Origin of the sequence: Streptomyces sp. NBC_00236 (genome assembly GCF_036195045.1) — a bacterium.
Lineage (GTDB): Bacteria > Actinomycetota > Actinomycetes > Streptomycetales > Streptomycetaceae > Streptomyces.
Map to the genome: position 1 here is coordinate 8,167,861 of NZ_CP108100.1, position 14,297 is coordinate 8,182,157.

General features: G+C 69.3%; 12 protein-coding genes and 1 riboswitch. Of the genes, 3 read left to right on the forward strand and 9 right to left on the reverse strand.

Annotated elements, in window-relative coordinates; translation table 11 throughout:
* Positions 1-13: 13 nt before the first annotated feature.
* The 3 genes from OG446_RS36410 to OG446_RS36420 form a co-directional block, all read right to left on the reverse strand.
* Entirely contained in the window at positions 14-1,018 is a 1,005-nt protein-coding gene (locus OG446_RS36410) for a MerR family transcriptional regulator (RefSeq protein WP_328898051.1), read from the reverse strand.
* 9 nt (positions 1,019-1,027) lie between these two features.
* Positions 1,028-1,693, reverse strand: a complete 666-nt coding sequence (locus tag OG446_RS36415) for a HEAT repeat domain-containing protein (protein ID WP_328898530.1) — start codon at positions 1,691-1,693, stop codon at positions 1,028-1,030.
* 155 nt (positions 1,694-1,848) lie between these two features.
* Positions 1,849-2,202, reverse strand: coding sequence for a PRC-barrel domain-containing protein (locus tag OG446_RS36420; protein WP_328898052.1), 354 nt, complete (start codon positions 2,200-2,202; stop codon positions 1,849-1,851).
* 318 nt (positions 2,203-2,520) lie between these two features.
* On the opposite strand from OG446_RS36420, the gene OG446_RS36425 reads away from it, so the two are divergent.
* The 3 genes from OG446_RS36425 to OG446_RS36435 all read left to right on the forward strand — a co-directional run bounded on the left by OG446_RS36425 (position 2,521) and on the right by OG446_RS36435 (position 6,244).
* Positions 2,521-2,691 (forward strand): hydrophobic protein, encoded by a 171-nt coding sequence (locus OG446_RS36425; RefSeq protein WP_148019197.1) that lies wholly within the window; start codon positions 2,521-2,523, stop codon positions 2,689-2,691.
* A 158-nt stretch (positions 2,692-2,849) separates the two neighbouring features.
* Positions 2,850-4,160, forward strand: coding sequence for an ATP-grasp domain-containing protein (locus OG446_RS36430; RefSeq protein WP_328898053.1), 1,311 nt, complete (start codon positions 2,850-2,852; stop codon positions 4,158-4,160).
* Between the two features lie 35 nt (positions 4,161-4,195).
* Positions 4,196-6,244: a CocE/NonD family hydrolase gene (locus OG446_RS36435; protein WP_328898054.1), complete on the forward strand. Its 2,049-nt coding sequence runs from the start codon at positions 4,196-4,198 to the stop codon at positions 6,242-6,244.
* A gap of 117 nt (positions 6,245-6,361) precedes the next feature.
* Here the strand turns inward: OG446_RS36435 and OG446_RS36440 are convergent, their stop codons facing one another.
* The 6 genes from OG446_RS36440 to OG446_RS36465 form a co-directional block, all read right to left on the reverse strand.
* The gene (locus OG446_RS36440; RefSeq protein ID WP_328898055.1) at positions 6,362-6,964 is read right to left on the reverse strand and encodes a gamma carbonic anhydrase family protein; all 603 of its coding nucleotides are present in this window, start codon (positions 6,962-6,964) and stop codon (positions 6,362-6,364) included.
* Between the two features lie 63 nt (positions 6,965-7,027).
* On the reverse strand, positions 7,028-8,440 hold the full coding sequence (locus OG446_RS36445; protein ID WP_328898056.1) for a purine-cytosine permease family protein: 1,413 nt from the start codon (positions 8,438-8,440) through the stop codon (positions 7,028-7,030).
* A riboswitch (TPP riboswitch) is annotated at positions 8,432-8,528 on the reverse strand. It overlaps the preceding gene by 9 nt.
* A gap of 11 nt (positions 8,529-8,539) precedes the next feature.
* The gene (locus OG446_RS36450) at positions 8,540-8,869 is read right to left on the reverse strand and encodes a hypothetical protein (RefSeq protein ID WP_328898057.1); all 330 of its coding nucleotides are present in this window, start codon (positions 8,867-8,869) and stop codon (positions 8,540-8,542) included.
* A 143-nt stretch (positions 8,870-9,012) separates the two neighbouring features.
* The gene (locus OG446_RS36455; RefSeq protein ID WP_328898058.1) at positions 9,013-10,260 is read right to left on the reverse strand and encodes a PP2C family protein-serine/threonine phosphatase; all 1,248 of its coding nucleotides are present in this window, start codon (positions 10,258-10,260) and stop codon (positions 9,013-9,015) included.
* Position 10,261: 1 nt separating this feature from the next.
* Complete coding sequence (locus OG446_RS36460; protein ID WP_328898059.1) at positions 10,262-11,062, reverse strand: alpha/beta fold hydrolase; 801 nt, start codon at positions 11,060-11,062, stop codon at positions 10,262-10,264.
* Positions 11,063-11,158: 96 nt separating this feature from the next.
* Positions 11,159-14,239 carry an alpha-mannosidase gene (locus OG446_RS36465; protein ID WP_328898060.1) on the reverse strand — a complete coding sequence of 1,027 codons (3,081 nt, stop codon included), beginning with the start codon at positions 14,237-14,239 and terminating at the stop codon, positions 11,159-11,161.
* Between the last annotated feature and the right edge of the window lie 58 nt (positions 14,240-14,297).

The window sequence follows — 14,297 nt, forward strand, 5'->3', positions numbered from 1 at the left end:
GCCGACCGGGGCGCTACTGCGCGCCGCGCAGCCGCAGAAGGTAGGTCGCGGTCAGTGCGACGGCACGGTCCCCGTCATGCGACAGTTCCGCGAGGGCGGATGACGCCGCCGCCCCCGGAACCGCGGCCAGAGCCTGCGTCAGCCGTCCGCGGGCAGATGTTCCGGTGGCGTCGTCGGTCAGACGGCCGATGAGTCCGGTCGCGATCCGGTCCGCCATCGCGGCGTCGCTCGCCAGCACGCTCAGGGCGTCGGCCGCATCGGTGTCGTTCCTTCCGTCCACGATCATCGCGATGAGGATCGGGGCCGCCTCGGCCTCGCCACGTGTGCCGAGGGCAAGAGCCGCGTACCCGCGGACCGCGATGTCGGCATTCACCAGGGCGTGCCGCAGCTCCGCGGTCGCCTCATCGCCCGGCATCTCGGCGAGTGCCCGGACGGCACGCTCCCGTACGGCGGCCACCGTCGAGCCGAGGCCCTGCGCCAGCAGCGCGGGAACGCCGTCGCCGGACCGGGCAAGGGCCCATCGCAGGGCTCCGGCCACGTTCGTGTCCGCCTCGCTCAGCGCTGCCTCGACCAGGGCCTCGACCGGCACCGGAACCTCGTCGCCCGAGGCGAGGGCCGCGCGTTGGCGCGCATCGGGACTCTTGGAACCCAGAGCCTGGAGAAGCGCGACGACCTGGAGGACGCCCTCCCAGCCGGCGGGTTCCGCCGCATCGATCCGGTGCAGCCGCGTGAGCAGGTCGGTCTCGGCCGCGATGCGCTCACGTGTCTGACGGATGAGATCGCCGACGAGCTCCGAGGGTGTGAAGCCGGGATCGTCGAGCGCGCGTTTGACCTCACGCAGCGACAGCCCCAGTGACCGCAGGCTCTCGATGTGGAAGATGCGCCGGATGTCCTCTCCGGAGTACTCCCGGTAGCCGGCTCCCGTACGACCGAACGGCCGTACCAGGCCGAGCGACTCGTAATGCCGGAGCATCCGCGCACTGACTCCGGACCTTTGCGCCACCTCACCGATCAGCATGTCCTATGGTCACCCGTGACTGTGCCCGCCGAGGGCGACGACGCGCTTCGCCTCCTCGAGCGCGAACTCGAACCCGGTGTCCGGATCGCGCAGCAGCCGCTGTGTGGCGAGTGCGTGTACGCGTACCCGCGGGTCGGAAGCCGTCGTCTCTCCGTGGAGAGCCGGCACGATGACCTCACCCAGGGCGACCAGGGCGCGGCTGAGACTCAGCCGCGTCTCCCGGTTCCCGCGCCCGAGCTGCGTCGCGAGCACCACGGCCAGGGCTGACTCCTCGCCCTCCGGTACGAGCAAGACCGCGGCCCGCCAGGCGGCCCGGGCGACCTCGTGGTCGGCGTCGGACAGCAGCGCCCGTGTGAGGGCCGGCCAGGCCCGCCGGTCCCCGATCTTGGACAGGGTGTGCAGTGCCTGGCTCCGGGCCTGCGCATGCTCCGAACGGAGCTCGCGGACCAGCCGGGGAAGTGTCGTGGACACCGGGTGGCGGGTGAGTGCCCAGGTCAGCATGTCGCGGACGAAGAAGTCGGGCTCGGCCCCGCACCGCTCGATGAGCTTGTCGACGAAATGGGGGTCGGGCGTCGAACCGATCACCAGAGCAGCTCGCAGCCGCACGGACGAACGGCTGTCCTCCAACCCCTGGAGCGTCGGCGACGGATCCGTGTTCTGTCTCATGGCCTTCATCTGGACCACCTCCTCGGCAAGCAGTGAAGGGCTTGTCATCGTGTCAAGGTCAAACCGCAGCGGCTGCGCGGTCGCCGGGCGTCACGGCCGAGCGGCAGGAAGGGGCCCGACCGGATACTCCGGTCGGGCCCCTTCCTGCCGCTGTGTGACGGGGCTCAGGTGCGGCGGTGACTGCCGTAGTAGTCGCCGACCTGCTCGTGGTACCCGGCGTCCCCGAGGTGCTTGTCCTTGTCGAACTCGGGGGAGTTCTTGATCTGGTCCTTTGTCAGGTCGACAAAGATCCTCTGCTCGTGCGGGTCGACGCTGATTACCGTGCCGGCCGGGAGCAGGACGTGCTTTCCGAAGATCCAGAGACCGGTGTCCACCACGAGGTACGAGGAGTTGACTTCGTCCGAGTGCTTGTCGACCTTGCCGATGCTTCCGTCGGTCGCCTCGACCTTGTATCCGATCAGGTCGGTGCCCGTGGTGTGGTTGGCGGCCGGCTGGTAGCCCCAGATGTTGTCACTCATGAAATGGCTCCTTCATAGAGATTCTTCACCCGCCGCAGGTGAAACAGCGGAGGGTGTCGGCGTCCCGTGCAGAAGCGGTGACGCTCTCTCGGGAGACCGTCTGCCCTGCCTCCCCATCCTCATGCCTCTGCGTCTCGGAGAGTGTGCGCCTCTGTGTCTCGGAGAGTGTGCGGGAGGGAGGAGAGCGGGCGAGGAGAGGAGAAAGCTGCCCCGCGGCCGAGCGGCATCTTGTTCCCGTGGTCCCGGCGGGGAAACCCGCAGTTTCGGATGCATGAGAGGCGATGGTCAGGGCATTCGAGTTCCTGGAGGTTGATAAATATGGTTCCCCTGCTTCTCGTTCTTCTGCTCGCTCTCGTTCTCTTCGGTGCGGGATTCGCATTGAAGGCCTTGTGGATCGTGGCAGTGATCGTGCTGGCTGTCTGGCTGCTCGGCTTTGTCATGCGTTCCGTAGGAGCGGGCGGCCACCGTGGCCGCTGGTACCGCTGGTAGTCGTCGACGACCAGCCAGTCGTGCGGGGTGGCCCCGGCCAACAGGCCGGGGCCACCCCGCACGTGTGTGGAGCAGGGCTCGGCCTGCCGGTCCCGGGACGCCGATTCGGAGCGTGTGGGACGGGTACGCGTCGTGAACCCCCACGAAAGGACAACGCCGTGTCCCACCAGCGGAACATCTTCGTTCTCGGCCTCGATGAAGCCAACCTGCCGACGCTGAAAGCTGTCCCGGACGCCGACACGTACAGGTTCCATCCGCTGCTCAGCATCCAGGAGCTGCAGGAGGGCGAGGTCTCGGTCGCCGATCTGATGAGCCGGGCCCGGGCGGTCCTCGACGCGCATGACGGCAGCATCGACGCGATCGTCGGCTACTGGGACTTCCCGGTCAGCACACTCGTGCCGATGCTGGGCCGGGAGTACGACACACGTACCACCAGCCTGGAATCCGTCGTCAAATGTGAGCACAAGTACTGGAGCAGGCTGGAACAGCGGAAGGTCATCGACGCGTACCCGAACTTCGGACGGGTGGACCTCGACAGCACGGACCCCCGGCCGCCCGACGGTGTGGCATTTCCCATGTGGCTCAAGCCCGCTCTCGCCTACTCCTCGGAACTCGCTTACGCGGTCTCGGACATCACGGAATTCCGCGCGGCCGTCGACAGGATACGACAGGGGATCGGCAGGGTGGGAAGGCCGTTCGACGAAGTGCTCAGCCTGCTCGAACTGCCTCCGGAAATGGCTGGTGTGGGCGGTCAGGTATGTCTTGCGGAGGAGGCCATGACCGGCCTCCAGGTGGCCGTGGAAGGATATGTCCACGAAGGGGAAGTCACCGTCTACGGAGTGCTCGACTCGATCAACTACCCGGGTTCGCCCTGTTTCCTCCGCCACCAGTATCCGAGCACGCTCCCTCCGGGGGTGATCCGGCGGCTGCATGAGGTCAGCAGGCGAACGATGCGACAGATAGGAATGGACTCGGCCACATTCAGCATCGAGTACTTCTACGACCCGAAGACCGAGGAGGTCAGCCTGCTGGAGATAAATCCGAGGCATTCGCAGTCGCATGCGGAGCTCTTCGCCTATGTTGACGGAACCGCCAATCACCACAGGATGATCCGTCTCGCACTCGGACTCGACCCGGCGGCGCCCGGTGGCCAGGGACCGTACCGCATGGCCGCCAAGTGGTACTACCGCTGGTTCGGCGAAGGCCAGGTGCACCATGTGCCCACGCCGTCCGACCTCGCCGCCATCGAACGCCGTATCCCCGGAGTGCGCATCGACGTCGTGCCCGCCGAAGGGCAGAAGCTCTCCTCCGTGTCCCAGCAGGACAGTTACAGCTACGAGGTCGCGCACATCTTCACCGGAGCGGACGACGAGAAGGGCCTGCGGCGCAAGTTCGACCAGTGTGTCGCCGCGTTGGGCCTCACCTTCGACGAAACGGCTCCGGGCGGCCGTGACCGGGAGACGTCGTGAACGGGGACAGGAGCAGGAGGGAGCAGACCATCGGTATGCGAGATGTCGATCAACTGCCGTACGCGGTCCAGCAGGAGGACCACGTCACCATCACCATGTCGGACGGTGTCCGGCTGTCAGCGAGGATCTGGCGCCCCACCGGGTCGGACGCCGAGCCTGTCCCGGCGATCCTGGAGGCCATTCCTTACCGGAAGAACGACCTGACTTCCACCCGCGACGCAATCCACCACCCCTACATCGCCGGCCATGGTTACGCCTGCGTGCGGGTCGACCTGCGAGGCACGGGGGAGTCGGAAGGCGTCCTTCGGGACGAGTACCTGGAGCGGGAACAGCTCGATGCGGAGGAAGTGCTCGCCTGGCTTGCCGCGCAGTCCTGGTGCGACGGCAGCACAGGGATGATGGGCATCTCGTGGGGCGCCTTCTCGGCGCTCCAGGTCGCCGCCCGGCAGCCGCCGAGCCTGGGCGCCATCGTCATCGCCTCCTTCACCGACGACAGGTACGCGGACGACATGCACTACGTCGGTGGCGCCATGCTGTCCGACAACCTGGCCGAGGCCGGGACGATGTTCGCCTATGCCACCTGCCCTCCCGACCCGGACGTGGTCGGCGAGTGCTGGCGCGACATGTGGCGCCGGCGTCTGGAGGCCGCTCGGCCGTGGGTTCTCGAATGGCTGCGCCATCAGCACCGTGACGACTACTGGCGCCACGCCTCGCTCAGTGAGGACTACGGGTCCCTGCGTTGTCCCGTGCTCGCCTCCAGCGGCTGGGCGGACGGGTACTCCAACGCAGTGACACGTCTCCTGAGCCGTGTCGACGTACCCCGCAAGGGGCTGATCGGCCCCTGGTCGCACAAGCTCCCGCACCTCGGCGAACCGGGACCGGCCATCGGGTACCTCCAAGAAGTGGTCCGGTGGTGGGACCGCTGGCTCAAGGGCATCGACAACGGCGTCATGGACGGCCCCATGATCCGGGCCTGGATGCAGGAGAGCGTGCCTCCGTCCACCTCCTACCAGGAGCGCCCGGGGCGCTGGGTGGGCGAGCCGGCCTGGCCCTCGCCCCACATCGAGGAGGTGGTCCACCCCCTGCGCGACCGCTCCATCGTGTGCGACGGACGGGGCCCCGGGCCGGCGGACGCGAGTGGATCCGCCGGGCTCGTGCACACGATCCAATCGCCGCTCTCCGTAGGTCAGTTCGCCGGGAAGTGGGCCTCCTACAACGCCCCGCCGGATCTGCCGTACGACCAGCGTGAGGAGGACGGCGGCTCACTCGTCTTCGAGACGCAGCCTCTGACGGAACGCCTGGAGATCCTCGGCGCTCCGGCCGCGGAACTGTTGGTGTCCTCGTCGGGCCGGGCGGCGCAGGTCACCGTCCGCCTGTCGGACGTCGCGCCCGACGGCCGTGCGACCCGGGTGACCTACGGGGTGCTGAACCTTGCGCACCGATCGGGTGACGGCGCTCTTGAGCCACTCGAACCCGGAAGGAAATATCAGGTCCGGATCCCGCTCAACGGAGTCGCCCAGGTATTCCCCGCCGGACATCGCGTGCGTCTCTCGCTCTCGACCTCGTACTGGCCGCTCGTCTGGCCGGCGCCCTCGCCCGCCCGGCTGAGCGTTCATGAGGCCGGGAGCTCCCTCACGCTGCCCGTCCGGCCCGCGGCCGCTCCGGACGAAGTTCCTGTGGCGCCGTTCGGTGAGCCCGAGGGGTGCGAACCGTCGGAGGTCACCCAGCTGACGGAGCCCGAACAGGCGTGGACCGTGTCCAGGGACCTTGTCGACTACCGCTCCTCCCTCGACATCGTGAAGGACCGGGGGCTGCAGAGGTACGAGGAGAACGGGATCGAGGTCGGGTTGAGGGCCTGCGAGAAGTACACCTCCATCGCCGACGACTTCGGATCGGTGAGTGGTGAGGCGGCCTGGACCATGCGTTTCAGGCGTCCCGGATGGGACGTCCGGGTGGAGACCCGCACGCTACTGACGTCGGACGAGACCGATTTCCACGTCGATGCCACCCTGGACGGCTACGAGGACGGCCGCAGGGTGTTCTCCCGCACCTGGAACGAGAGCGTCCCGCGAGTGAACGTCTGAGCATCGCCCGTGCGGGAGCAGATGTGTCCGTCCCTCGGCGTGGCGCCGCAGGGCCACCCAGCGGGGCCTGCCCGGTGGGCGGAGCGGTGGACGGCAGCCCGGGACCTCCCGCGGGGCTCAGATCTGCCGGTCGTCCATGTGACGGCCGAGGCTGCGGCCGAAGCGTTCCGAGATCGCCGGCATCAGGCTCTCGCCGTCGGCCGGGCGGTCGAGGCCGAAGACGTGGCCGGGGAAGTCCAGGTCCTTCTGCACCGCCCAGATCCCGTCGTGGTCCTCCGGCGGGAGGATGCGCACCGGGTCGCCGACGGCGACCCAGCCGATCGGCACCATCGAGTCGGCCGGCAGCACCGTGCGCAGATGCACGACGCCGTTGATCCGCACCTCGGAACGGGTCCCGATCCGCGCGCCGTTGAAGACGCGGCTGCCCGTGGCCAGGAAGACCTCGTCCTCGACCCGGCAACCGGTCAGGCAGGAGGCCGGGCCCACCAGCACCTGTCGTCCCAGAACCAGCGGGTCCCGTCGGGTACCCCGCAGGACCGCGTTCTCCATCACGATGCTGCCCTCGCCGACCTCCACCGGCCCGCCCTCGGCGGTGAGTACCGCACCGAACAGCACCCGGCACCCGGCGCCCACCCGAACGTCCCCGCACAACGTGGCGGTCGGAGCGACATAGGCCGTGGGGTGGACCGACGGCGAGCAGCCCTCATGAGCAATCATCATGGTTGCGATCATCCCGTCTCCGGAGCGCGGGCGCACCCCCGTCCAGTGAGTGACCCCACCGGGTCAGCGGCCGGCCGCCCGGCGGCGCAGCCGCAGAGGTGCGTAGACGGCGAGCGCCGCGACGAAGGCGACGTAGTACGCGAGGTCCGCGCCGTGCAGAGCCGCGGCCACCGGCCCCACGTACAGGCTCGTGTCCATGAACGGAACCGCCGCGCCGAAGGCGACGACGAACGCCACGAGAGCGGGCCACCACGGCTGGGGACGGTCGCCCTCGACAGTCGGATCGAACGGGGCTCCGCCCCTCTCCCCAGCGCGTGCGAACCAGTCGACGGTCACCACCGCCACGAATCCGGGGATCCAGTAACCGACGAACAGCAACACGTTCTGGAAACGGGCCGTGGTGTCCGCGGCGTGCATCCACAGCACCAGCGGGAAGCCGAGTACGGCAGAGAGCGCCGCCGCCAGCGGCCGTGGGACGGGCACCCCGACGGTCTGAAGGGCCAGGGAGCCGCTGTAGTCGTTCATCGCGTTGCTGCACAGCGCCGCCAGCGCGACGGCCAGCAGTCCGAACCCGCCGAGCGCCCCGCCTCCCAGCAGTTCGTCGACGCCCTTCGCGGTCTGGTCGGTGAAGGCGGACGCCCCCCACAGGCCGAGCGCCTGCACGGCTACGAAGGAGACCGAGATGCCGAGAAGCGTGTACCAGAACATGCGGGGGCGCGAGGCGGACCGTGGCAGGTACCTGCTGAAGTCGCTGGCGTACGGGGCCCAGGACAGTGCGAGGCTGAGTGCGATGGTGCTGGTGAGCACGAAGGCGCCGGCGCGGTCGGCGCCGTGCACCGACCCGCTGGTGGTGGGGTGGGCGCCGTCGAGGAGCTTCACGGCCAGCGCGACGAAGGCGGCGGCCAGCACGAAGGTCATGACCTTCTGCAGTCGGTGTATCGCCTCGTAGCCGAAGACACCGAGCAGGCCCTGCCCCACCATCATCACGAGTACACCCAGCCAGAACGGCCATCCGCACAGTCGGGCCAGCGCATCCCCGCCGAAGAGGCCGATCAGCGCGTCCCACGCGACTGACGACAGCCACTGCAGTACGCCCGGAACGGCAACCGCCCGGCCGAAAGCGAGCCGGGCCAGCGGCAGTTGACCGGTACCAGTGAGACTGCCCCAGGTCCCGAGGTACGCGGTGGGCGCGGCGCCCACGAGGGTGCCGAGCACGACAGCCACCAGCGCGGTGGTGAAGTCAAGCCCGAGCACGATGCCGATCGTGCCGGTGAAGACGCCCGTCATCGTGAGGTTCGGGGCGAACCACACGGTGAACAGCCGCCCGGGAGCACCGTAGCGGTGAGACTCCGGGACGGGGGCGATCCCGCGCGTCTCGATGCGCAGATCACCGGTGGCGGGGGAGGGCGTCAGCCCGTCGGCGAGGGGTTTGCGGCCGGTGGCCGCCGGGCCGCTCGGAGCATGTGGAAATGACATCGATGACATCCCTCCGCCAGTGCTAACTGGTTCAGGTTCGACGGGTGTGATCTCAGCCCCGCTGGTCGGGGCACCCCGTGTCGGATTGCGTCGGCAAGGCTAACCCACGCGTTCGGGCCCGGACGACAGGGCTCCGACCGCTCGGACGAGATTCCGCCCGCTCAGCATCGCGTTCGCCGCACGAACACGGTGCGGGTCCCGGGCCCCGTACCACTCGCGACGGTCCCGGCCCGCGCTTCCCCGCGTGCGGACACCCGGCAGCATGCGGGCCGGTACGTCGCAGACGGCGGCCCGGATGCGGCTGCGGGCCGGGGACGCGGGCACCGCGCACAGCAGCCGGCCCAGGACCGTCCGGGAACCGGTGACGACGTCCAGGACGAGCGGGCCTGCCTTGACGTGCCCACGGGGCCCGTCACGCCTGACCTCCACCGGCACCACCTCCACACGCTCGAATGTGTAGGTGGCCGCTACGAATTCGGCGAATCGGCGGGAGGGGCGAGCAGACAACGCTCGCCGTCCGGGCGCTCGATCAAGACAGCTCTTCCCACCAGCTTTCGCGGCCCCGGTTCCGCTCATCGTCCGGCCGGGGGGACGCTCATCGCCAGGAGTGCGGTGTCGTCATCGAGTCCTTCGCCGAACGAGTCCAGGAGGCGGGTCAGAGCCTTGACGGTGCCGGTGGCCGAGGCGGGGGCGAGGGCCCGGGTGAAGTCGAGGAGGGCTTCCTCTCCATAGCGTTCGCCCGCGTTCGGGGTCCGTGCTTCGGTGAGACCGTCGGTGTAGAGGAGCAGAGTGTCGCCGGGACGCAGATCCACGGTGACCGTGGTGAACTGGGCGTCCTGGACCACTCCTGCCAACTGGCCGCCCGGCGTGGGACGGTAGTCGGCAGTGCCGTCGGCACGCATAACCACGGCAGGGGGGTGCCCGCCGCCGGCGAGGACGATGTGGAATCCCGTGCCGTTGCCCCCGGAGGTCAGCAGGCCGAAGATCACCGTGCAGAACCGGGGCTCGTCCTCCTGCGCCTGGAGGTTGAGTGCGGTGTTGAGGTTGGCCAGGACCGCAGCCGGTTCCGGATCGGAGACCGCGGCGGCTCGCAGGGTGTACCGCGCCAACGACGTCACCACGGCCGCGTCGGCGCCCTTGCCGCGTACGTCCCCCATGAAGAATCCCCACCGGCCCTCGGCCAGCGGGAACAGATCGTAGAAGTCCCCGCCCACCTCGTCGGAGGACGCGACATGGTAGTGCTCGGCAACGTCCAGGCCCGGAACCGGTTCGAGCGCCGGCGGGATCAGGGTGCGCTGCAGAGTCGCGGCGAGGCGCTGCAGGCGTTCGCGGTCGCGCTCGGCCTCCTGCCGGGCACGCAGGAGCTCACGCTCGTACGCACGCCGGTCCTGGGCATCCAGGAGAGTGGTGCGGATCAGCAGCGGTTCACCGTCGCGGTCCTGCTTGACCTTGGAGGTGACCAGAACGGGAAGCCGGCTGCCGTCGGCGGCCTTGAGCTCCAGCGCGATGCCGTTGATCTCCCCCTGCATGCGCAGCAGCGGCGAGAAATGCGTCTCGTGGTAGAGCCTGCCGCCGATGGTCAACAGGTCGGGGAATTTCCTGCGGCCCACCAGTTCCTCCCGGCGGTAGCCGAGCCATTTCAGCAAGGTCCCGTTGATCTTGGCGATCCGCCCGTCCATCAGTGTGGAGAGGTAGCCGCAGGGCGCGTTCTCGTACAGGTCCTCCGCGCTGTCCTCCAACAGAGCGGCGAACGAAAGCTGTTCCTGTTCGCGATCCCCTGCCGCCCACGAGCCGTTGGCCTCCTCGCCGCCCGGGTGCACGTCACGCCCCCTGCACAAAGGCGGCGATCTCCCGGGTCGTCTCCTCGGGGGCGCTCAGCTGGGGGCAGTGGCCCGTTGAGTCCAGAGTGACCAGGTGGCTGCCGGGGATCTGCGCGTGGACGAAGGCACCCACCTCACGGGGGGCGATGGTGTCCCGCGCGCTCTCGACGATGAGCGTCGGCACCGTCACCTCGGAGAGATCCGCGCGGTTGTCGGAGAGGAAGGTGGCTCGCGCGAATACCCGGGCGATGTCCGGGTCCGTACGGCAGAAACTGTTGGTGAGCTCCTCACCCAGCTCGGGGCGATCCGGATTGCCCATGATCACCGGTGCCATGGTCGCGGACCAGCCGAGGTAGTTGCTCTCCAGCGAGTCGAGCAGTTCGTCGATGTCCTGCTCGCTGAATCCGCCGTGGTAGTCACCGTCGTCGATGTACGAGGGCGACGGGGTGAGGAGGATCAGCTTGCCGAAGAGACGGGGCTCCTGCACGGCGGCAAGGACACCGATCATGGAACTGACCGAATGCCCGACGAAGGCCACGGGCCCGAGGTCGAGCTCCCGGCATATTTCGCAGACATCCTGCGCATAACCATCCAGAGTGGAGTACCGCTCCGGGCTCCAGGCGGACAGATCGGAGCGCCCCGCCCCCACGTGATCGAAGAGGACCACCCGGAAGCGCTCCGCCAGGGCGGGCGCTACGAGACGCCACAGGCTCTGATCACATCCGAAACCATGAGCCAGCATGACCACCGGGCCGCCTTCCCGGCCCGTCACCGATACACGGTTCCTCGCCCGGACATCCATACGAACATCCTGGCACTCCCCGCACGCGACGGCCTGCGCAGCAGGAGAGGGGCGGCTCACCGGCGCATCGGGGAACCGCCCCAGCGGCTGTGGCCTTCAGGCCGTGTCGGCAGGTGGGGCCCCGTCTGCGGCGGGGACCAGGCGCAGGGTCAGGATCTGGAACGGGCGAAGGGACAGCGTCACCTCGGGCCCACGGACGGCCGGTGCCGCCGCATCCTCCAGATCCCGTTCCAACAGGTCCGTGATCCGTGCCGAGGCCAGCGGGAACCCGGCCCTGAGGACGGTCCGCACGCGTGCGCCCCCGGACTCGTAGAGGCGGACGACCACGTCGCCCGAACGGTCGTCCGCGAGCTTGACCGCCTCGATGACGACGCTGTCCTCGTCGGCCCGTACCAGCGGTTCGACAGCCGCACCACCGGGGACGGCGCGCTCGGGCAGATTGAAGTGGTATCCCTCGCGGATCGCGTCATGGATGTCCGCGCCGAGGACCAGCGCGTATCGCAGCCGGTGCTCACCCCGGTCACAGTCGGGGTCCGGGAAGAGCGGGGCCCGCAGGAGCGAGATCCGTGCCGTCGTGGTGGTTCCGCCATCGGGACGAACGTCCCGCGTCACGTCGTGGCCGTAGCTGGAGTCGTTGACCAGGGCCGCGCCCCAGCCGGGCTCCGCGAGGTGCAGGTAGCGGTGGGCACAGATCTCGAACCGGGCGCTGTCCCACGAGGTGTTGGTGTGCGTGGGGCGCCGGACATGACCGAAGGGGATCTCGGCGCTCGATTCCGCCGCCCGTACATCGAGGGGGAAGGCGGCCTTGAGGATCTTCTCGCACTCCTGCCAGTCGACGTCCGTCTCGATGTCGAGACGGCGGCTTCCCTCGTCGAGGCGCAGCACCTGGGTGATGCGGGAGGCGTTGAAGCTCCGCACCACCCGGACGCCGCCGGGGACGGCGCTGACCTGATCCGCCCCGGTCAGGTCGCGCACGGTGTTGCGGTAGAACGAATCGACGTCCCAGGCGTCCCACTGGTTCGGGAAGTCCTGGTGCAGCTGGAGGAGGTTGCCGACCGTGCCCGGCGCGAGAGCCTCGCGTCCGGCCGTCAGGTCGAGGGCGGAGGTCACCAGGCCCCGGGCGTCCACCGTGACGCGTACGAGGCCGTTGTCCAGGACGAACCCGCCGTCCTCGGTGGGCCGGGCGGCGACGGGGCCGGCAGCCTGTGCACGGGGCGAGCCGCCGAGCGGGGGAACGCCGTCCCGGGCATGCGGCGCCGCGTTGAACACGGTCTCACCGCCCGCCCCGCTCCCGCTCGCTGCGAGGCTGCGCTGGGCGGTGTCGATGACCGCGCCGAGCTCGCGGGCCACCTCCGCATACGTCTCCTCGGCCTCCCGGTGCACCCAGGCGATCGACGTACCGGGCAGGATGTCGTGGAACTGGTGCAGCAGCACCGTCTTCCACACCCGGTCGAGCAGTTCGTACGGGTACGGCCGGCCCGTGCGCAGGGCCGCGGTCGAGGCCCACAGCTCGGCCTCCCGGAGCAGGTGCTCGCTGCGCCGGTTGCCCTGTTTGGTGGCGAGCTGGCTGGTGAGCGTGCCGCGGTGCAGCTCCAGGTAGAGCTCCCCGACCCAGACGGGGGCGTCCGCGTACTCCTCCCGCGCCTTGGTGAAGAACTCCGCCGGGCCCTCCATCTCCAGCCGGGCCGAGCCTTCGAGGTCTTCCAGCCTTCGCGCCCGTGCCAGCATCTCGCGGGTGGGACCGCCGCCGCCGTCGCCGTAGCCGAAGGGGACGAGGGAACGGTTGGCCGCACCCTTGTCCCGGAAGTTGCGCTCGGTGTGTCCGATGTCGGCGCCGGAGAGGTCGCCGTTGTAGGAGTCGACGGGAGGGAAGTGGCTGAAGATGCGGGACCCGTCGATGCCCTCCCACCAGAAGGTGTGGTGGGGGAAGGCGTTGGTGGTGTTCCAGGAGATCTTCTGGGTGAGGAACCACTCGATGCCGGCCAGCTTCATGAGCTGGGGCAGAGCCGCGTTGTACCCGAACGTGTCGGGGAGCCACATGTCCTTCGTCTCGACCCCGAACTCCTCCAGGTAGAACCGCTTCCCGTGCACGAACTGCCGCACCAGCGACTCCCCGCCGGAGAGATTGGTGTCGGGCTCCACCCAGAGGCTGCCGGTGGGCAGGAACTGCCCGGTGCGCACCTTCTCGACCACCCGGGCGAACACCTCGGGCCGCTGCTCCTTGAGCCAGGCCAGCTGCTGCGCCTGCGACATGACGAAGCGGAATTCTGGGTGGTCGTCCATCAGCGCGGTGACGTTCGAGACGGTCCGGGCCGCCTTGCGGACCGTCTCGCGTACGGGCCAGAGCCAGGCGGTGTCGATGTGCGCATGACCCACGGCGGAGACGCGGTGGGCGCCCGCGTGTGCGGGGGAGGCCAGCGCGGGGGCGAGGATCTCGCGAGCGTGCGCGGCGCTGCCGCTGATCTCCTGGAGGTCGATGACGTCCAGGGCCCGGTCCAGGGCGTGCGCCAGTTGCCGGCGCCGGGTGGAATCCTCGGGCAGTTGGTGCATCAGACCGCCGAGCACGTCCAGGTCCTGTACGAGTTCCCATACGACGGAGTCGAAGACGGCGAGGTCCATCCGGTTCAGCCGGTAGAGCGGCTCGTCCGGTGCCCTGTCGCCGTGCAGCCAGGGGGCGACACCGCCGGCCCGGGTCGGCACGAAGGGGTCGCCCCCGGCACCCGAGTCGAAGATGACCGGATTGGCGGCAGCCTCGACGTAGTAGACGAACTCCTCGCCCCCAGAGGCACGTTCGGCGATCGGGAGCCACGCATTGCGGGGATTGAGAGCCTTGACCGGTGTTCCGTCGGCGCGGTACACGAGGCCCTCCGCGGAGAAGCCGGGCTGGGTGCTGCCGAAGCCGAGGTCGAGCACTGCCTCGACCCGCTCTCCGGCCCAGGCCGCCGGGACCGTGCCACTGATCCGGAACCAGCTGGTGGACCAGGCGGGGCCCCACGCCGCACCGGTGCGGACCGGTGCGTACGGTGCTGCGATTCCTTCGGGCACGGGCACGGGCTCACCGCTGACGTTCCAGATCGCGACGTCCAGCGGCAGGCTCTCGCGGTACACCGCGGGGCGCAGACGCTGGTCCAGTACGCGGGCGAGCCGGCGTTCGGTGACCGTTCGGTCGTGGTGCATGGGGACTCCGTGAGGGTGACGGGAGGCGAAAAAGGGCAAGCCGGTGCCGTGCAAGGGG